At 61.2% G+C, this 20,043-nt stretch carries 17 protein-coding genes, 1 tRNA gene and 2 pseudogenes; 6 read left to right on the top strand and 14 right to left on the bottom strand.

Annotation, left to right across the window (positions count from 1 at the left end):
- Positions 1-120 precede the first annotated feature (120 nt).
- The 13 genes and pseudogenes from Q4G22_RS09955 to leuB all read right to left on the bottom strand — a co-directional run.
- Positions 121-207, bottom strand: a pseudogene (locus Q4G22_RS09955) (transposase); the annotation flags it as partial.
- 127 nt (positions 208-334) lie between these two features.
- Positions 335-2,857 carry a hypothetical protein gene (locus Q4G22_RS09950; protein WP_303385751.1) on the bottom strand — a complete coding sequence of 841 codons (2,523 nt, stop codon included), beginning with the start codon at positions 2,855-2,857 and terminating at the stop codon, positions 335-337.
- Complete coding sequence (locus Q4G22_RS09945) at positions 2,857-3,165, bottom strand: hypothetical protein (RefSeq protein ID WP_303385750.1); 309 nt, start codon at positions 3,163-3,165, stop codon at positions 2,857-2,859. The genes Q4G22_RS09950 and Q4G22_RS09945 overlap by 1 nt, the downstream gene beginning before the upstream one ends.
- Before the next feature lie 370 nt (positions 3,166-3,535).
- Positions 3,536-4,957 (bottom strand): hypothetical protein, encoded by a 1,422-nt coding sequence (locus Q4G22_RS09940; protein WP_303385749.1) that lies wholly within the window; start codon positions 4,955-4,957, stop codon positions 3,536-3,538.
- Positions 4,958-4,959: 2 nt separating this feature from the next.
- Positions 4,960-5,307: a hypothetical protein gene (locus Q4G22_RS09935; RefSeq protein ID WP_303385748.1), complete on the bottom strand. Its 348-nt coding sequence runs from the start codon at positions 5,305-5,307 to the stop codon at positions 4,960-4,962.
- Entirely contained in the window at positions 5,288-5,818 is a 531-nt protein-coding gene (locus Q4G22_RS09930; RefSeq protein ID WP_303385747.1) for a hypothetical protein, read from the bottom strand. The genes Q4G22_RS09935 and Q4G22_RS09930 overlap by 20 nt, the downstream gene beginning before the upstream one ends.
- Positions 5,818-6,222 (bottom strand): hypothetical protein, encoded by a 405-nt coding sequence (locus Q4G22_RS09925; protein WP_303385746.1) that lies wholly within the window; start codon positions 6,220-6,222, stop codon positions 5,818-5,820. The genes Q4G22_RS09930 and Q4G22_RS09925 overlap by 1 nt, the downstream gene beginning before the upstream one ends.
- Entirely contained in the window at positions 6,219-6,830 is a 612-nt protein-coding gene (locus tag Q4G22_RS09920; protein ID WP_303385745.1) for a hypothetical protein, read from the bottom strand. Before Q4G22_RS09920 ends, Q4G22_RS09925 begins: the two co-directional genes overlap by 4 nt.
- A gap of 443 nt (positions 6,831-7,273) precedes the next feature.
- Positions 7,274-7,429, bottom strand: a pseudogene (locus tag Q4G22_RS09915) (transposase); the annotation flags it as partial.
- A gap of 342 nt (positions 7,430-7,771) precedes the next feature.
- Positions 7,772-8,941 (bottom strand): M20 family metallopeptidase, encoded by a 1,170-nt coding sequence (locus tag Q4G22_RS09910; protein ID WP_303385744.1) that lies wholly within the window; start codon positions 8,939-8,941, stop codon positions 7,772-7,774.
- The gene (locus tag Q4G22_RS09905) at positions 8,938-10,116 is read right to left on the bottom strand and encodes a M24 family metallopeptidase (protein WP_303385743.1); all 1,179 of its coding nucleotides are present in this window, start codon (positions 10,114-10,116) and stop codon (positions 8,938-8,940) included. The genes Q4G22_RS09910 and Q4G22_RS09905 overlap by 4 nt, the downstream gene beginning before the upstream one ends.
- 496 nt (positions 10,117-10,612) lie before the next feature.
- Positions 10,613-10,689, bottom strand: a tRNA-Pro gene (locus Q4G22_RS09900).
- A gap of 136 nt (positions 10,690-10,825) precedes the next feature.
- A complete protein-coding gene (leuB, locus tag Q4G22_RS09895; protein WP_303385742.1) occupies positions 10,826-11,953 on the bottom strand; it encodes a 3-isopropylmalate dehydrogenase in 1,128 nt (375 codons plus the stop codon).
- 134 nt (positions 11,954-12,087) lie between these two features.
- On the opposite strand from leuB, the gene Q4G22_RS09890 reads away from it, so the two are divergent.
- The 4 genes from Q4G22_RS09890 (at position 12,088) to Q4G22_RS09875 (ending at position 17,883) form a co-directional block, all read left to right on the top strand.
- Positions 12,088-12,492, top strand: coding sequence for a hypothetical protein (locus tag Q4G22_RS09890; protein WP_303385741.1), 405 nt, complete (start codon positions 12,088-12,090; stop codon positions 12,490-12,492).
- A 119-nt stretch (positions 12,493-12,611) separates the two neighbouring features.
- Entirely contained in the window at positions 12,612-13,688 is a 1,077-nt protein-coding gene (locus Q4G22_RS09885) for an efflux RND transporter periplasmic adaptor subunit (protein ID WP_303385740.1), read from the top strand.
- A 32-nt stretch (positions 13,689-13,720) separates the two neighbouring features.
- Positions 13,721-14,803, top strand: coding sequence for an efflux RND transporter periplasmic adaptor subunit (locus tag Q4G22_RS09880; protein WP_303385739.1), 1,083 nt, complete (start codon positions 13,721-13,723; stop codon positions 14,801-14,803).
- Positions 14,800-17,883 carry an efflux RND transporter permease subunit gene (locus Q4G22_RS09875; protein WP_303385738.1) on the top strand — a complete coding sequence of 1,028 codons (3,084 nt, stop codon included), beginning with the start codon at positions 14,800-14,802 and terminating at the stop codon, positions 17,881-17,883. The genes Q4G22_RS09880 and Q4G22_RS09875 overlap by 4 nt, the downstream gene beginning before the upstream one ends.
- Positions 17,884-17,919: 36 nt before the next feature.
- Here Q4G22_RS09875 and dapB read toward each other — a convergent pair whose 3' ends face one another.
- Positions 17,920-18,726, bottom strand: coding sequence for a 4-hydroxy-tetrahydrodipicolinate reductase (gene dapB / locus Q4G22_RS09870; RefSeq protein WP_303385737.1), 807 nt, complete (start codon positions 18,724-18,726; stop codon positions 17,920-17,922).
- 68 nt (positions 18,727-18,794) lie between these two features.
- Between dapB and rbfA the strand changes: the two genes are divergently transcribed.
- Positions 18,795-19,256 carry a 30S ribosome-binding factor RbfA gene (gene rbfA, locus Q4G22_RS09865; protein ID WP_303385736.1) on the top strand — a complete coding sequence of 154 codons (462 nt, stop codon included), beginning with the start codon at positions 18,795-18,797 and terminating at the stop codon, positions 19,254-19,256.
- A complete protein-coding gene (locus Q4G22_RS09860) occupies positions 19,246-20,013 on the top strand; it encodes a phosphodiester glycosidase family protein (protein WP_303385735.1) in 768 nt (255 codons plus the stop codon). The genes rbfA and Q4G22_RS09860 overlap by 11 nt, the downstream gene beginning before the upstream one ends.
- Positions 20,014-20,043 lie beyond the last annotated feature (30 nt).

Below are 20,043 nucleotides of genomic sequence, written 5' to 3'. Positions count from 1 at the left end.
TTCTCGCAGTAAATGCCTAGGCCAACAGGTTCAGCCTTGCATCCTGCAAGCAGGGTACACACGGCTGAATGATGAACGGTGATCCCCTCGGCATCGGCAAGCCGCGCTAACCGAAGCCAGAAGCCGGTCCCACACGCCCGCTTCACGCCACCGCACGAAGCGATTGTAGCAGGTGGTGTGCGGGCCATAGCGCTCAGGGATATCCGCTGCAGCATGACACAAGAACTTGCAGTGTTTGACATCAAAAGTTGCAGCACGCAGAAAATGTTTCACGGGGCGTGAAACGGCGTTTCAAGGGTGCTGTCGGTGTAACACGCACCGACAGCACCCAGCGTCACGCACTCTCAATATACACCTCGGCCGTGCCGGGTTGCAGGGCGATCTCGATCATGCTGCCTCCCCAATCGTCAGGCATCTGCTGGCTTTCAAAGCGGACATCATCCTTGGTGGCCAAGGTCTGGTTATAGGCCAGCATGTCGCCCTCCATCGTCCATTTCGTCCAGCGGCGGGCGCGGGGCGGGAAGCCCAGCTTCATGGTCTGCATATTTTGCGTGTCAGTGCTGATCAGAACAAAAGCGATGCTGCCATCCTTGCGATCGACCCGGAACACGCGAACAGCCTCTTGCACGAAGCGGGCCGCCAGCGAGGACGTTCCGGGGGCCGGATTGCCTTCATCATCGCGGGTTTCAAGCGTCACACCCGGCAGAGACGCGCCCTTCACCGGCATGACCCGCGTGGTTTTACCAAGCAGATGTTCGTTCACGAAATTTTGCCACATCAGCGACGGAGCATAAGCGCCGCCCTGTGGAGGCTGTGTGCGACCCCTGAACAGCCGCCCCGTAGATACCGTGAAGAAGGTGTCGGAAATATTGCCGAGACTGGCGTTGGTCATCAAAACATCAAGGGTCGAGTTCCCGAGCAGCTTGGATTTCTGACTGCGCTCTTGCCAGATCGTGCCGCCCACAGTCTCATAACCCGGCCCATATTCGTATCCTATGACCCGGACCTTCTTTTCACGGGTCTTGTTGATGTCTTCCAGGCTGTTCATCAGGGTAACATACTTGGTACCTGGCAGGTTTTTGCTTTGATAGGTGGCATGTGTAGACGCCGCCTGATATGCCATCAGGTCCTGATTTCTGGAATCTGGCATGATATTCATGCCGACGTCCCAGCCCATGATATAATAGGCAAATCCGGTGTAATCGGCGGCGGGGCACACGGACAGGCCGTCCGGGATGTAATTGGGATTGTTGCCCGTGCCGTTCAGGTAAAATCTGAACTTGTCCGGGTTATAACCGGGGGTGGCCTCCATGATGTTGGCAAACCGTTGCAGCCACATGCCATTAAGCTTGCCGCCCGACGCAACACCATCAATGCCTTCATAATAGAAAAATGCGGACATGTTGTTCCACGGCTCGTTCCCCATCTCGATCATGATGGTTTCGAACACATCCTGCCACGGCTCGACCTGCCCGGCGTCAACGCGCATTTTTGCGCCGACCTGCTCGGGGGTTTGCTCGGCGCTCGCGTCATAGGTCGTGCACAGCCAGCCCGCATAGGTCCGCAGTTCGTCCCTGCGCGCATGGGGCGGTTCGATCTGTATCCATGGATTGAAACACGGGCGGCCAACCTTTGCCTGCGCCGCCTGACCTTCCAGGCTTTCCTTGAGTTGCTTCAGACTGTTGAAAAACGCCCAAAACGAATAACCGCGCGCGTTCGTGCCCCAAGGATGCAGGGCATCAGCCGCAATATAAACCCTGGGTCGCGATTTGCACATCGAATGAATGCGTAGATAGGGCAGTGTGCCGTCCAGCAGCGTTCGCCGCTCTTGCTCGCGGAAATGCAGGTATTCGGTGCCGTCCTCGAATACCGCGAAACGCCGCAGATCCACCACGCAAGGGCCGGTTAATGTGATCCGGGCCGGTTGTGCCGTTCCATCGATGCGAGGTTCATTCACGCCGAACGCGATCTCGACATCACTCCAATCCGTTCCGATCTCCTGGATCGAGCGGGGCGTTGTCGATCCCAATACCTGGAATCGAGCGGTTGTCGGGGATTGCGCGCGAATGCCGGTAATCCAGCGATAGCGGCGGGCGGGGTCGAGAATGGGATACCAGGCCCCATCCGTGCCCTGATGCACATAGGCGTTGATATTGTATTCCACCCCATCCTCGATCCTGATCCGTCCGAACGGTGTGCCGTCCACATCCGTCAGAAGTTCACCCGTAACACCCTTGGGCATCCACTGATTGAAGCTGGGCACGCCGGGGGAGTTCGCATTGAACGACTCTACATGGACCATGCGCCCGCAGGCATATTTGGCCATATCCATGTCCACAAAGGTCGTGCGGACCACGAGAAAATCGGTCAGTTCAATGTCAATATCACCATCCACGGTGATAGCTTCTTCATTGGTGAAGGAGGGGTGCCACGACATGGCCACAACGTGACGCAGGCCGAGGGCGGGGGCGAAATTGACCTTGATGGCGCGATTGCCGACAGCCTGCACAGTGACGTTCGTGGGCTTCGGAACCGAGACGTCCGGGGAGGCGTGTGGATAGCTGGGTACAGTGGTGAAATGATCCGCCGGCGTGGGGGTGATTGCATCAGAACCGGCCACCAGATCGACCTTGGCAGGTTCGGACCATGCGCTGATCTCGCCATTCTCGCTGACCGCCGCAACGGCGATATACATGGGCACTTCCAGCCCATAGTATCTGGAAAATTGGTGGATCAGCTCTCCGTGACCCGCAACCAGGCCGCGCGTGGCGCCACCGATTGGGACAATCTGGCGTGCGATAGTGTCTGTAATGTTGACCCGACCTATTTCGGTCATTTTGTCATCGACGACACGCATCACATCCACCGTGCCGCCATTCGCCCATCCGTCGATAAAAACTCATATCCGGCGACAGTATTCGGCCCGAAGCTGATCTTGCGTGACGCCTTGTCAAAAGCGGTCGGGCGCCATGCGTGAATATCCATGGTGACGGGGCGAATGCGGCCCTTGGACACCTTACCCGTTCGGGAACCCAGTGTGTTCCCGAACATGCCCTCCTCATTCATGCTGAGGCCAATGGTTTCAAAGCCGTCATTTTCCGTGGACCAGAACAGATGCGCACTGGCGTCCTCGTTCGCGACCGACAGATGATATTTTTTCGACATGATACCCCCTTACGCTGCGGTGTTGATGGTCGGCGCGCCAATCGTTCCGTGATTCCGGCCACCATAAAAGTCGATGATCGGGGCGGTGATCCTGAGACGGATCACACCCGGCGGCTGCATGGTTCCGTCTGGTCGCCAGAACAGAGACTTTGCCTCGTCCAGCGTCAGGGTTTCGCCCAGAGAGATCAGAAGCCGGGTGCATCGAAAGAAATCGAACCATTGTCTTGCGCGGCAGTATTATCCGCGAGTGCGCTGATTTTGGGCGCATAACTGGTGGCCCCATCGGGCCACATGAATTGTCGATCACCGATGGGCAGCAGAGACCGCCCATGAATTGGCGCCACCCAGTCGCCGCCGTTCACCCGTGCCGTCACATAGCTTGTGCGCGCCGCGTTGGTGCCAATCGGACCAGCGACCTGGACAAAATCAACCACGTCTCCGGGTGGATCGCGGGCATCCCGTCCAGATAATTGATCGCACGAGAGGACCCGTCTGCATGAGCAAAACGTGTGCGGATGTTAAGCGTGCCTGTCTGTGTCACATTGATTGCCAAATGCTCGGCCTGATCCGCCAGCCGGAAAGCAAGACCCGCCACCCGCGATTCGCCAGTGTGTGGCTCGTATTTGATGCGGCCTGCCAGGATCAGTTCGTTAACCGGATCAATAGGGATCGCCTGTTCCGCAAAGTGCACACGGCTGCTATCCGACTTGCGGAAGACAGACGGTGCCGCAGTGAACATTTGCGGCTCCTGCGCGGTCACGCGGGTCGCAATCGTTGTCCCGGACACCATGCTATTGATATTCGAGACGCGCAATTCCAGTTCGATCTGCCCGAACGCGTGAGTATTTTCACTGACAAACTCCGTCCCTGTGGCAACCTCCAGATTGTCAACCAGCCAGGCATGCGTTGCCACAGCCGGCGCGTCAGACGGGTAGACATAGAAGCCGAATTTGCTGATGCGGAACGTCCCGGCGGGGCTTTCCCCGACAGTCGGCGGGACCAGAACAATCGGGTGCCCCGATGCGATGTCAGTAGCAAATACGGAGTAATCACCAGCATGTTCTGTCCCTATCAGGGTGAACGAATTCGCCCCGTCCTGCCGCTCGACCACATTGCTGATCGCGCCCTCGCTGGTGCTAAGAAGGTCGTTCGGCGGGTCGGGGTCGGAATGATGCACCGCCTCAATGGTCACTGAAAACGCGGGCAGAATGGCTTCTCCACCGCTATTGCTGGCCGTGATCACGAATGATCCGCTATAGGCAGCCTCAGTCGCAAATATGAGGTTATGGCCATCGATCAAAAGCTGACCGTCGTCCGGCATAATCGTATAGTTTAGCGCACCGCCACGGAATTTGGTTCGCAGATCAGTGGCAGGCACGGTCTGACCGACCATATAGCTGCGATTTCCGATCGAGCCGATTGCAACCGGTGCTGGCCAGCGCGCGACACCTGCAGATACCGCAGCACTAATGCCGTCCTCGCCAACCGCAGCGGTCACGAGTACACCAATCTGGCAAAGGTCGTCTGCCGGAACCACCTCATATCTTGCTGCAGTTGCACCGCTGATGACTGCGCCGTCTCGTATCCACTGATAGCTGAGTGCTGCTCCCTCGGCATCCGCACTGACGGTCAGCGTCTGGCCGATCAACGGCTCGCCATTGATCTGTGGATGCGCTGTGAACCGCAGGCCACTCAGCATATCTCGGCCATTAAGAAACATGTCCGTACGCCGAGGGCGACCTTGGCTGTCGGTGATATAGATCTGCGCAACCCGTCCGATGAAGCCATGCATAATTACACCTCACGCAGAACGAAGTAGACGGTATTCGGCTTCATTACCGTCAGCGCCTGCCATTCCCCCTCTGACAGCAATATGGTGCCAAAATTTGACAAAATTTTGGTGTTCTCGATCACCACATCCTCGATGTTTCGTGGCGATTCAGACGCCCGCACAAACAGACTCTTGATTTCGGAAACCACCGCCCCGTCGACCAGCTTGAACACCACCTTGTAGCTGGTATTTCCCCTCTCTCCCGCGCTGTTGGGCCACAATGTCACGCTGAATGCTCCCTGAGCATCGACCGTGGCGCTGACCTTATGAGCAGCGATAATCTGACCAGCTTCAAAATCGGCGGCGGCCAACGTAAAATCGACTGCTGTGATCTGTGCTGCATTGCCATCCGGCAGCTTGATTTGCCCCGTGATTGTCGTCTGGCTGATACCAGCGCGCGCTTTTGCCCTGCGGAATCGGACCGCCAATGGGCATATCCTTGGGCACGTCGGAAAACCTGACTTCTCTATCATTGATAATCACCTTGTTCAGTGCCGCGCCCGGCACATCGCCCAGTGAAATCACATAGGTCAGAAAGGCATTGGGGTTGCGGTCCGATTTGCCATGCGACATCGGCGGGCAGACCATATGACCGCCGGTGGCATAGCGCCCGACCAGAAAGGCCATGGGCTGCGCGCCGCCGCTGGTGGTGAATTCCGTCTGGATGCCCGGCTGCGGCTGGCGCTTTGCGGCATTGCGCTGCAGCGCTGATTGAACGGCCGTCAAGCTGGCGCTGATCAGCAGGTTTGTGGCAATTTTGCCAACCACAGCTGTGGTGGCCCAGCTACCGACGACGGCGATGGCGGCTCCGACGGCGGGCATCAGCGCACCCCGAGGATAAGATCGGCGCGCTCGATGCCGATGATGCCAAGCCCGTCGGGGCGCAGGACATAGATCAGCGCGCCATGCAGGATACCAAGCGCTCCTGCATCGCCCTGAAGGACCACCGCCAGATCGCCTGGCAGGCGCATGGCGTGGCCGATCGGGGGAAACATGGTCATGGCGCAATCGATATGGTCGGCATATCCGGCGCGGCGCATGTGCCGCCGTCCGGCCAGATCAGACTGGTATCGACCGACCCACTGCGCCGCCGGATTGGTACCGGTGACGGCTTCGACGCCGCCGGCGGCGAACAGCGCGCAATCATAAACGCCATATTCAAAGGGTCGTTCAGCGACCTGCGCAATGTAATCGGACAGCCGGGCTTCCCAGTTATAAACCCTCATGCGCCCCCCCATTTGACGGGAACGGAGCCTGAAATATCGCCATACTGCCCGAACAGATCGGGGCGGCCGTCGGGCAGCTTCCGTAGCTGATAGCTGGCATCGGATCGTTTCAGCGACAGCCCGCGCGTGCCGCACCGCGCGGCCCCGGCCATCACAACCTCACAGCGACCGGGTGCTGTGTCTGTCACCCCGGTGATCTCAAGCCGATCGATCCAGCCCTTGAATTTCCGGGTGATGCCGATCAGCTCGCCGCTAAAGGCGTCGAAAAGCGCGCGATGGATTTCAACATCGGCCTGACGCAGCTCATAACGCCGCACCGCCAGTTCGACCTCAGGTGCGGTCAGCGCGAAAGAGGCCGTCGTCTCCTGGACATCCGTGCCGATTACCGACCGGATCGGCCCGACCGACACGAGGCCGCCCGCGCCGAAGTAGCCACGGCTCTGCCCTTCGACCCGAAATTCGCGGTGATCCTTGCCAGTCCATAACCCGGTGCGAACGATGCTGCCATCGTGAATGTCCTTCGCAACGATCCACAGCAATATCGCCACATCGCGTGTCGCGCGGGACCGCAGATGATCGTGCTCTGCTTGGGAGATATGGGCAACCATGGCTATCTCATCGTCTGCTGGCAGGTGAAGGTGACGCCGGATCGCATCCCGCCGCTGCGCCCCCAGCCGGGATCGAAGCTGCCCGGCACAATTATCGCTTTACAGGATGGCCGGATCAGCCGGACTTCGGCCCCGGTCGGCGCGCTAGCATCGACCATTGGCACCACCTGGATCGGGCATAGTGCCATGTTCAACGACCACGACACGGCCCCGAACGCCTTATTTTATTGGCTCAAATGCGTACGACATATGCTCTTACACTGCCACGCTGCCTCGGCGTTTAAGGCGCCCTAAATGCCGTTTTCAGGCTCGACTGCAAGACACTTGCGCCCGCGCCCGATCAACCAACCCTCGCCCCTCAAGGCTCGGTAATCCTTGGCCTTTTCACCTCTGATCGGCTGATCCCAGATAATCCCGGCTTACTGCAGGTTTTGATGACCGATAACATCCGCCCATGGGCTGCCCGTGCGAAAGCGCCACAATATCCCGTTGATCACACGCCGATCATCCACTCGCGGCACACCGCGCACCTTGTTCAGCAATAATGGCTCGATGACATCCCATTCCAAATCGGTAAGCTCAAATCTGCGATGCGTCATCGAAGGCTCCTTCAAAAGCCTTGAAGCAATCCATCCCAGATCATGCAAGTCAGTTTATGAGTTTACGGTCTAGGACAACGCCTCAGGCGTCATGATCTCCGGCGAGGGGATGCAAATCACAAAAATTTAACACCATCCATTCCGCAAAAATCCACGACACCATCGACGCTTACTCTGACGCAAGCTAATGCAAGCGTCCGATGGAAGCCGTTACATCACTATTGCCACTGAGGTATCACACATCCGCCCCCCACCGCGATATATTTCCATTACCAAAATACCCCCCAACCATACGGCACAGCAAAACACCAACATAAAATCAATGCTGACATAAAAATATATTCAGCCCTCCCCGCTCAGGGCGACTACCGCCGCTGCGGTGATGCTTTGCAGGCCAATGGTCATCGCGGCTTCGTCGATCATCATTTTGGGGTGGTGAAGTGGAAATGCCTCTACGCCAACTTGTCTCACCCCAAGACGATAATAGACGGACGGCACCTTTTCCGAGAAGAAGCCGAAGTCGTCGGCGGCTTCCCAGCCCGGAGCGTTGACCAGAACGCCGCTTCCTAAAGCGTTGGTGATGGCATCGCGAAACATATCAACCATGCCGGGATCATTAATGACCGGAGGTTCCCCCGGAACCATGCGAAGCTCTGCCTGCGCGCCATGAACGGCGGCAACTCCCTGCGCAATCTCGGCCAAACGCCTTTGGCCGCGAATGCGGCTTTCGGGACAACCGCTGCGCAGGGTTCCACCGATTTCGACCGTTGATGGCAGAATATTATACGACCTACCGGCATTGAACTTTGTGATCGAAAGCACGAGTGGATCGAATGGGCCAGTCTCGCGCGAAACAAGCCGCTGTAGCTCATTTACGACCGAGCATCCGACGCTGATACCGTCTATCCCCTCATGCGGCTTTGCGGCATGTGTTTGCGCTGCATGGATCACCAGGTCGAAATCGTCGCAAGCAAGTGTATAAGGACCAGCCCCTACTGCGATCAGACCGCTGTCCAGATAAGGGTCAACATGCAGGCCTATGGCGCTGTCAACGCTGTCTAACCAGCCCTCGGCGATAATGCGCGGCGCACCTGTGGGCGCAGCTTCCTCGGCGGGCTGAAAGATGAACCGCACGCTGCCTGAAAAAAAGTCGCGCCGACGGTGAAGCGCAAGCATGGCACCGAACACCATGGCCGTGTGGACATCATGACCGCAGGCGTGCATGATCCCTGGTCGAACTGAGGCGAACTCCAGCCCGGTATCCTCTGTGATCGGCAGAGCATCAATATCGGCCCTGACAGCTACGCAGCGATTCGATCCGGGAACATTTCCGATAATATCGACGACGATACCCGTATCAGCCGCCACCTGCGCACCTGTGATCCCCTCAGCTACAATTTGTTGCAGCAAATAAGCCTGCGTTTCGAACTCTTGTCCCGAAAGTTCGGGGTATTGATGCAGATGGCGGCGCAAGGCCACCATCCGTGTAATGATATCAGGTTGGATTTTCATTTGACGAAAATCTCGCGCGAGAAGTTTGTCAGGGTTTCATTCCCCGCTTCTGTGATCAGAATGGTTTCGCTGACCTCGATTCCCCATCCGTCCATCCACATACCAAGAATTGAGTGAACGACGTTTCCCGGTTCGAGCACGGTTTTGTCTCCCGCACGCAGGCTGATCGTATGCTCACCCCAATCAGGGGGATACGCAAGGCCGATCGAATAGCCAATACGGGATTCTTTCTTAAGACCGTAGCGGGCAATAACGTTGCGCCACTGCTGCTCAACGCCCTCGGCGGTGACACCGGGGCGTGCGGCCTCCAGCACGGCTTCCATCCCCTCCAGCACGGCTTTTTCAACCTCGGCCACTTTTGCGGGTTTCGGCCCCAATTGCAGCGTTCGTGCCAGACCGGATGTATAGCGGCGGCACACACCCGCAAGCTCCAATGCTACGGTTTCGTTTGCGCCAAAGCGCCGGTCACTCCACATGATATGCGGGGCCGAGGCATTTTCTCCGCCAAGTATGGTCGGGGGCAGCGCAGTTATGTCACCGGCAAAATCTGCGTGCCCCGCGATCTGGGCCGCCTGAATATGGGCGATGGCATCGCATTCGCGCACACCTGGTTCGATAATTTCGTAGGCGGCGCGCACAGCGCCTTCCGCTAGTCTTGCCCCCTTGCGCAGATAATTAATTTCCGCTTCGGATTTGATCGCACGGACCCAGTTCACCAGCAGATCTGCGTCCACGAAAGTGGCGTCGGGCAGCCCGGCTATCAGCCTGGAATGCGCCTTGGGCGAAAAGAAATATGCCTCAAGCTCGATCCCAACCCGACGTTTCCCCCAGCCCCGCTCGGCCAGATGTGCAGCGATCCAGTCCATGGGGTGGCAGTCTGCGCGCTGGACATAATCTTCTGGAAAGCCCACGATATTCTCGGGTTGCATCCATGCCGTCAACCGACCCCCAACCGCATCCATCGCACGACCAATCCAAACGGGGTCCTGATTGTCTTCGATCGGCACCGCGACCAGCTGAGGTGTATAGAAGGACCAGCCGTCATAGCCTGTGAGGTAGTGCTGGTTCGCCACATCGTTGATGATAAGCAACTGCAAGTCTCGCCGCGCCATTTCTGCGCGGACATTTTGCAGGCGCTCGGCATATTCCGAGCGATGGAATGGCAGAGGAATCATATGCTCTCCACAGAAGGCGATCACGATCCAGATTAAACCGCGTTATATCCAGAGGATCGCTTGCTGTAAGCGCATAAATTCTGCGTATTCGTGCTGTATGCGCTGAAATGCGGCGAAGTAGTGCCCGTTTTAGCAGATACCCGAGTCAGCATCACCCCACGACGTGTTGCCCTTTCGGGCCTATTTGCAGCTCAAATGCTTTGCAATCTGACTGAGGCCAACCGCCTTCGATACTCCAACGCGCTTTCGAACTGGATGATGCGCGATCAACCGGCCGACGTGGCTGCCATGCGCCATTCTAGAGGAAACATCATGGCCGCTTAAGAAAGGTCTCAGCGGCAATCCACAGCCAAGAGGCGTCATCGCCGGTTTAAATACGTCAGCATCCCTGCCGCAAGGGAAGAAGCGTGGAAATCGTGGCAATATACAGCAGAAGGTCGAGGCAATCCTTCTGGCGAAGAAGGCAAAACCATCTGCCTCTTTCCAACGCCAAAACTGGTCGGAGCGAGAGGATTCGAACCTCCGACCCCCTGCTCCCGAAGCAGGTGCGCTACCAGGCTGCGCTACGCTCCGACCGTGACGGGGCAGGTAGCGCGGCCCGGCGGGGATTGCAAGGGGGGTCAGGCAGGAAAGCGGTGTGATCCGGTCGATGGGGAAAGTGGCGGCGCAGGGGATTGCGCCGCTTTGACCGGCCTGACGGGGATCAAAATCAGGCCCCGGCCGACAGTTCGGCCAGAATCTCGTCGCCCATGCCGGCGGTGGACACAGCCATGCCGCCCTTTGGCCCCATCAGGTCGGCGGTGCGCACGCCCTTGGCCAGCACACGCTGCACGGCGGCTTCCAGATCGTCGGCGGCCTGCCCCTGATCGAAGGAATAACGCAGCGCCATCGCAAAGGACAGGATGCAGGCGATGGGGTTGGCCTTGCCCTGCCCGGCGATATCGGGGGCCGAGCCGTGGACGGGTTCATACAGCGCCTTGGGGCGACCATTTGCCATCGGCGCGCCAAGGCTGGCCGAGGGCAGCATCCCAAGGCTGCCGGTCAGCATCGCCGCCGCATCCGACAGAATGTCGCCGAACAGGTTGTCGGTCACGATCACATCGAATTGACGCGGGTTGCGGACCAGCTGCATCGCGCCGTTGTCCGCATACATATGCGACAGTTCCACATCGGGATATTCGTTATCATGGACCCACTGGACTTCTTCGCGCCACAGAATGCCCGATTCCATCACATTGGCCTTTTCCATCGAACAGACCTTGTTGCCGCGCCGCCGCGCCAGCTCAAAGGCCGACCGCGCCACGCGCCGGATCTCGCCGCTGGTGTAACGCTGGGTGTTGATACCGACGCGCCCGCCCTCGTTTTCAGGGTTGTTGTCGTCGAGATGAATACCGCGCGGCTCGCCGAAATAAACGCCCGAGGTCAGTTCGCGCACGATCAGGATGTCCAGACCTGCCACCACCTCGCGTTTCAGCGAGGAAAAATCCGCAAGCGCGTCAAAGCACTGCGCCGGGCGCAGGTTGGCGTAAAGGTCCATTTCCTTGCGCAACCGCAAAAGGCCGCGTTCGGGTTTGACGCTGAAATCCAGCACATCGTATTTCGGCCCGCCGACCGCGCCCAGCAGCACCGCATCGGCAGCCTGCGCACGCGCCATCGTCTCATCCGACAGCGGCACGCCATGGGCATCATAGGCAGCCCCGCCGACCAGATCATGTTCGACGCGGAAATCCAGCCCGCGATTGTCACGGAACCAGCCGATCACCCGGACCACCTGGTCCATCACCTCGGGGCCGATGCCGTCGCCCGGCAGAATCAGCAGGTTATATGTCTGTGTCATCACGGCCTCCTGTTGGGTTCAAACCCGCCTAGACCCGGTGCCCGGCGGGGTCAAGTTCACGCCGAATTTGGTTGAGATTTGCATCCCGATCAGGCCCGATGCGCGCGACTGAAAACAGGATGCCAGGGCAGTCGATGCGACTTTGGGATATGATTATGGTGGTTGTGGTGCTGATCGGGGCTGTTCTGGCCGGGGCGCAGCTTGCGCGCGCGCAGGACCGGGTGCAGGTCACGCTGCCCGACCTGTCATCATTGTCCCGCGCACAGGCCGAATCGCTGACCCGAGAAGTGGCACAGGCGGATGTCATCACCGCCAACTGCCCCGGCCATGCGATCAGCAACGGGGAATGGGCGCTGATTAACGGCACCGGCAATCAGCTGGCCGCCCTGCTGGGACTGGACCCGACCACGTATGAGCGGAAATTTTACGGCCCCGCCTTCGCCTTGCTGGACGAACCTTCGGCCTGCGACCGGCTTGGCCCTGCCGTGCATCCGCTGATTCAGCGCCTGATCGAGATGGGCGGCACGACCAAACCGTGACCCGCCTTGTCCGAACTCAAGGAAATATCAATAAAAGTTAATTCGGACGCCACGTCACCGGAAACCGGAATTCCACAAGACGGCTTCCCAAAAACGGGCGAATCACGCAAAAGAACCGGATGTTCGAATTATGCCGCGCTGCCCTTGTTTTCTGCCTGTTGTCGCTGACCGGCCACGGCTCTCCGGTCGGGGCGGAAGGGCGGGCGCTGGGCGTTGAATTCGTGTCCATCACACCCACGCTGCAAAATGCCGGTTTTGCCGTAACCGGCACGATCGAGGCCAAGGATAACATGTCGCTGGGCTTTCGCCTTGGCGGGCGCGTGGCCGAGGTCATGGTCAGCGAAGGCGATCAGGTCTCCGTCGGTGATCCGCTGGCACGCACCGACCCGTTGCAGCAGGATCAGGCGTTGCAGGTTGCCACGGCGGCGCTGACCTCGGCGCAGGCGGCGCAGGAACAGACGGCGGCGGCCTCGCGCCGGGCCGATGCGATGCTGGCGCGCGGTGTCGGCACCCGCGCCGCCGCCGATCAGGCGCGGCAGGCGCTGTCGCAGGCCGAAGGTGCGGTCGAACGCGCCAGCACCGCCGTCGATCAGGCCCGCCGCGCGGTCGAGGATACCGTGCTGCGCGCACCCGCCGATGGCGTCGTCACCCTGCGCGCAGCCGAACCCGGACAGATCGTCGGCGCCGCGCAGCCGGTCATCGGCCTGTCCAGCCTGACCAGTTTCGAGGCGGTGTTTCAGGTGCCCGACGCACCGCATCTGAACGATTCCGTCGGCAGCACCGTCACGCTGGACCTGATCGACGTGGACATGCCGCAACTGACCGGGCAGGTGGCCGAAATCTCGCCGCTGGTGAACCCGGCGACGGGGGCGGTGGAAATGCGGGTGCGGATCGACGATGCCCCGGCTGATGCCGACCTGCTGGGCACCGCCGTCTATGGCAGCATGACCTATTCCGAAGGGGCGGGCATCAGGATTCCGTGGACGGCGCTGGCCCGTCAGGGGCAAAGCCCCGCCGTCTGGGTCGTGGGGGCCGACAGCCGCGTCAACCTGCGCCCGATCACCATCGCGCGGTTTCTGAACAGTTCCGTCATCGTGGCCCAGGGATTGACCCCCGGCGAAACCGTGGTCGGCGCGGGATCGCAGATGATGTATCCGGGCCGCCCGGTCATCGACGCAGGCGGGGGCCTGCGATGATGGCGCGCGGGGGGGGGATACTGCCACAGCTGATGCTGGCTGTCATGCTGGCCGGACCTGCCGTCGCGTTCGATCTGTCGTCCCTGCCCTGGATGCGGGGAAACGCCGCCGAATCGCAGGCAAAGCCGCGCCCGGTGGTCAGCGAAATTCTGGCCGACACCGATCAGCGCCAGCGATCCGTTCCCGGCGTGATTTCCGCCCATACCGAGGTGAATCTGGCCTTTCAGACCCTTGGCCGCCTGATTTCGCGCAGCGTCGATCTGGGCGATCACGTGGCCGAGGGGCAGGAACTGGCCCGGCTCGACCCCGAGGATCTGACCGGCGACGTCCGCGCCGCCCAGGCCAGCGTCGATGCCGCCGAGGTGCAGTTGGCCACGCAAAAGGCCACCGAACAACGCACCCGCGAACTGGCCCGGCGCAATGTCGCCTCGCGCGCGCAACTGGAACAGGCGGAACAGGCGCTGGCCGCGGCACAGGCTGCGGCCGATCAGGCGCGGTCTGAACTGGTGCGCGCCCGCGACGCCGAAGGGTTCGCCCAGATCACCGCCCCGTTCAGCGGTGTTATCAGCGGCGTCTATGAAAACCCCGGCGCCATCGTCACCGCCGGCACCCCGATCCTGCGCCTGTCGGCCGAGGATGGGCGCGAAGCCGTGGTCGATCTGCCCGAGGCGCTGGCAGCCTCATTGCCCCGTGACAGCCTGTTCATCGCCTTTCAGGACAGCACGCCGCCACTGGAAACCCGCGCCCGCATCGACCGGATCGAGCCGATGACCGACAGCGCCACCCGCACCCGGCGTATCCACCTGTCGCTGGAAAACGGCGACGCTTTCCGGCTGGGGGCGCTGATCCGGGTGCGGATGGGCACCGCCTCGGGCGAGGTGCTGACCCTGCCGGATACGGCCATCGTGCGACGCGGCAACGAAACTCTTGTCTGGCGGATCAGCCGCCCCGATGCCGACACGGCAACCGTGCATCTGACCCCGGTTCAGACCGGCCCCCGACTGGAAGGGCGGGTGCTTGTCACCGGCGGTCTGGCTGCTGGCGACGAAATCGTGACACGCGGCGTCTATTCCCTGACCGAAGGTCAGGCCGTCGGGCCGAGGGTTGATCCATGAAGGGCTTCAACCTGTCCGACTGGGCCTTGCATCACAGGTCGTTCGTCTGGTTCCTGCTGATCGTGTCGATGATCGCGGGGACGATCAGCTATATCAACCTCGGGCGCGAGGAAGACCCGAATTTCACCGTCAAGGTCATGGTGATCGGCGCATCCCTGCCCGGTGCCAGCACCGAAGAAACTCTGCTTCAGGTCACCACCCGCATCGAAAAAAAGCTGGAAGAACTGGACGAGCTGAAATTCACCCGCTCGGTCACCATGCCCGGTCAGGCGGTGGTTTACGTCGAATTGCTGTCCACCATCCGGGGTGCTCAGGTGCCCGAGGTGTGGAAGCGGGTCCGTTCCATGATGTCTGACATCCGGCCCGATTTCCCGCAGGAATTCGCCGGTTTCCAGTTCAACGACAGTTTTGGTGACGTGTTCGGCAATATCTATGCCTTTACCACCGACGGCTTTTCCCGGCGCGAATTGCGCGACCGGGTAGAATCCATCCGCCGTCAGGTCGCCGCCCTGCCCGCTGCGGGCAAAACCGAATTGCTGGGCGAACAGGACGAGGTGATTCACCTTGAATTTTCCACCGCGCGTCTGGCCGCGCTGGGTCTGAACCAGCAACAGGTCATGGCCTCACTGGCCAGCCAGAATGCCATCGCCCCCTCGGGCGTCATTCAGGCCGGGCCGGAACGGATGCTGCTGCGCGTGGGCGGCCAGTTCGATGACGCATCGTCGATTGCCGCCGTGAACCTGCGTGTGGGCGGGCGGTTCTTCAATCTGGCGGATGTGGCCACCATCCGCCGCGGCTATCAAGACCCGCCGGATCAGTTGTTCCGCTATAATGGCCGGCCCGCCATCGGGTTGCAGGTGGCGATGCGCGACGGCGAAAACATCATGGATTTCGGGCATGATCTGGATGCGCTGATGACGCGCATCGCCGCCGATCTGCCCATCGGGATCGAGATGGCAAAATTCGCCGATCAGCCCACCGTGGTGAAAAACGCTGTCGGCCATTTCATCACCGCTCTGGCCGAGGCGGTGGCCATCGTGCTGATCGTCAGCTTTATCAGCCTTGGGTTCCGCGCCGGTTTCGTGGTGACACTGACGATTCCGCTGGTGCTGGCGATCACCTTTGTCGTCATGGATCTGTATGGCATCACCTTGCAGCGGATTTCACTGGGGGCATTAATTATCGCCCTTGGCCTGCTGGTCGATGACGCGATGATCGCCATCGAAACCATGATAACCCGTCTGGAAATCGGCGAAAGTCTGGATCGCGCCGCCAGCTATGCCTGGACCTCGATTGCCTTTCCGATGCTGACCGGCACGCTGGTGACGGTCGCGGGTTTCATTCCCATCGGGCTGAACAGCTCGGCGGCGGGTGAGTTTACCTTTTCGCTGTTCGTGGTCATCGCCGTGTCGCTGGTGATCTCGTGGGTTGTGGCGGTGCTGTTCGCGCCACTGCTGGGCGTGGCCTTTCTGCCGCGCAAAATGGATCATCACGCAGGCCGCGCGGGCCTGCTGCGCCGCGGCTTCCGGCGGCTGTTGCTGATCGCGATGCGGGCGAAATGGCTGACCATCGGCATCACGCTGGCCATCTTTGCCATTTCAGTCTGGGGAATGCGCTTTGTCGAACAGCAGTTCTTCCCCACCTCGGACCGGACCGAGGTGATCGTTGACATAAACGAACGCCAGAACGCCTCGATCGCCAAGACCCGCGCCGATATGGATCAGCTGGAATCGCATCTGGCCAATGACCCGGACGTGCTGTTCTGGACATCTTACGTCGGGCGCGGCGCACCGCGTTTCGTGCTATCGGCTGACGTGCCGACCGCCGGGCCGCATATGGGCCAGATCGTGATCCAGACCCCCGATCTGGCGGCGCGCGACCGGCTCAAGTCCAAGCTGGCGGATATTGCCGCCCGCGACCTGATCGGCACCGGCGTGTTCATCAAGAATCTGGAAATCGGCCCGCCCGTGGGCAAGCCGGTGCAATACCGTGTCAGTTCGCCCGACATTGATGCCGCCCGCGATGCCGCCCGCGATCTGGCCACCATCCTCGCCTCGGAAAGCAGGCTGCGTGACATTGAACTGGACTGGAACGAACCGGCCCGCGTCGTCCGGCTTGAGGTGGATCAGGACAAGGCGCGGCAGTTGGGCGTCACCAGTCAGGATATTGCCGGGGCGATGTCCGCGGTCTTTTCCGGCACCATCGTGACCCAGATCCGCGACGGCATCTTCCTGATTAACGTGCTGGCGCGCGGCGATGCGCAGGACCGCACCTCGCTTGAGGCGATCCAGAACATGCAGATGTCATCGGGAGCCGGCGGCCCGAACATCCCACTGGCCTCTCTGGTGCGCCTGACATGGACCACCGAACAGCCGCTTATCATGCAGCGCGACGGGCTGCCGACCGCAACCGTCAAGGCCGCCATCGCCAGCAAGGATCAGCCCGCCACCCTGGTGGATGCGCTGCGCCCGCAGATTCAGGCTTTCACCGCCGCCCTGCCCGCGAACGTCACCGTTGAAATCGGCGGCACGGTTGAAACCTCGACCGAAAGTCAGGAACCGATTGCCGCCGTCGTGCCGGTGATGATCCTGATTATGGCCGTGCTGGTCATGGCCCAGATGCAAAGCTTCCGCCTGTCGCTGATCGTCTTTGCCGCCGCGCCGCTGGGGCTGATCGGGGTGGTGGCGGTGCTGGTGCCCTTTGGCGTGCCGATGGGCTTTGTCGCCATTCTGGGGATTCTGGCGCTGATCGGCATCCTGATCCGCAACTCGGTCATTCTGGTGCATGAGATTCAGGAACTCATCAAACGCGGCCGCAACCGCTGGGATGCGGTCTATCTGGCATCGGACAGCCGCGCCCGCCCGATCCTGCTGACGGCGGCGGCGGCCTCGCTGGCACTGATCCCGATCTCGCGTCAGGTGTTCTGGGGACCGATGGCCTTTGCGATGATGGGCGGCATCATCGCCGGAACACTGATTACGCTGATCTTCGTCCCGGCGCTCTATTGCGCGGTTTTCGGCGTGCGCGACCACGGCGACCCGATTGCCCCGGAACACGATCCCACCGCATCTCCTGTCTGAAAATATCCTGGGGGTGTGGGGGTGAAACCCCCACTCTTACAACCCCAGAACATCGGCCATAGTATATTCCCCTGGCCCCTTGTCCTGCCCCCACAGCGCCGCACGCAGCGCGCCGCGCGCAAAGATGGCCCGATCCGTCGCCAGATGGCGCAGCACCACCCGCTCGCCCGCGCCGGCGAAAATCACGTCATGCTCGCCCACCACATCGCCGCCCCGGATCGCCGCGAAACCGATGCTGCCCACACGCCGCTCACCCGTGATCCCCTCGTGCGCAGGAACGCGCAGATCAGCCAAAGCCGCGCCGCGACCCTGGGCCGCGGCCTCGCCCAGCATCAGCGCGGTGCCGGAGGGCGCGTCAACCTTGTGGCGGTGATGCGCCTCGACCACCTCGATGTCCCAATCCTCGCCCAGCGCGGCGGCCACCCTGCGGGTCAGCCCGACCAGCAGGTTCACACCCAAAGACATATTCCCGGCCCGGATCACCGGCGCATGACGCGCGGCGGCGGCGATCAGCGCCAGATCATCGTCCGACAACCCGGTGGTGCCGATCACATGCACCGCCCGCGCCTGCGCCGTCAGTTCGGCAAAGGCAACGGTCGCGGCGGGTGCGGTGAAATCAATCACCGCCTGCGCGCCCGCGATCACCTCGACCGGATCATCGCTGACGGTCACGCCCAGCGGCGCGCCCCCCATCGCCTCGCCCAGATCGCGGCCGATCCAGGCGCTGCCCGGTCGCTCCAGCGCGCCGCTCAGCCGCGCATCCGGCGATTCGATCACCGCGCGCACCAGCATCTGCCCCATCCGCCCCGAACATCCGGTGATGACGATTCCCGGTTTTTCCATGCGTGCCTCCTGCTTTCCTGCTTCCTAGCCCGTTGCGGCGCGCCCCGCGACCCCCTACATCGGGACGCATGGCACAGAACCGCTTTCATCAGGGCACCGGCCCCTCGCAACGTCAGCTCCGCGTGGGCGAGCTGATCCGCCGCACCCTGTCCGACATCCTCTTGCGGGCCGAGGTCCACGATCCCGACCTGAACCGCCACTCGATCACCGTGGGCGAGGTATCGGCCTCGCCCGATCTCAAGGTGGCGACGGCCTATGTCCTGCCGCTGGGCGGGCATGACGCACAGGATGCGCTGGCCGCCCTGCGCCGCAACCAGCGCGAATTGCGCCATTTGGTCGCCAAGGGCATGAACCTGAAATACGCCCCCGAACTGCGGTTCCGGCTGGATGAGACCTTCGACCGGATGGACGACACCCGCCGCATGTTCGCCGACGCGCGTGTGCGCCGCGACGTTCAGGCCGACGACCCCCAGCTTGACGGCGATGCGATCGATTATGGCGACGACACCCCGGATACGAATGACCGCTGATCTGCGCCGCCGCCTGGGCATCGCCATCGGCGCGCTGATTGCCACGATCACGCCCGCGCTGGCCGATGGCTGCGGGCGCATGACCCATGATGGTCAGGGCTATATCGTCTGTCAGGTTGACGCCGCACAGGAACCGCAACTGCGGCTGTGGCAGGATGGGCCGGACGGCAAGCCGCTGAATAATTTTTCCAATTTGCGGAAAATCCTGCCCCAAGGCCAGCAAATCCGCTGGGCGATGAACGCAGGCATGTATCATGCCGATTACAGCCCCGTCGGCCTGCTGGTGATCGAGGGCACCGAACGCGCCCCCATCGTCACCGCAGGGGGCGGCGGCAATTTCGGAATGCGCCCGAATGGCGTGTTCTGCACCGGCGGCGACCGACCCTTCGCGGTGATCGAAAGCCGCGCCTTTGCCGCCCGCCCGCCCGCCTGCCGCCTTGCCAGCCAATCCGGCCCGATGCTGGTGATCGAGGGCGATTTGCACCCGCGCTTTCTGGTCGATTCCGACAGCCGCTATATCCGCAACGGGGTGGGCGTATCCGCCGATGGCCAGACGGCATGGTTCGCCATTTCTGACCGCCCGGTGACGTTCCACGAATTCGGGCGGCTGTTCCGCGACGGGCTGGGCACGCCGAATGCGCTGTATTTCGACGGCTCGATCAGCCGCCTTTATGCCCCCGCCCTGCGCCGCGCCGACTGGGGCCGCGCGCTTGGCCCGATGATCGGGCTCGTTGACGCGACTGTTGACGGCGGCTGAAGGCACAGCTATCCCGCCGCATTTCCGCTT

This window comes from Paracoccus sp. (in: a-proteobacteria) (assembly GCF_030538655.1).
In the GTDB taxonomy this organism is placed as follows: domain Bacteria; phylum Pseudomonadota; class Alphaproteobacteria; order Rhodobacterales; family Rhodobacteraceae; genus Paracoccus.
Note: the sequence above shows the minus strand (reverse complement) of the source record. Positions and strands in the feature narration are given on the sequence as shown.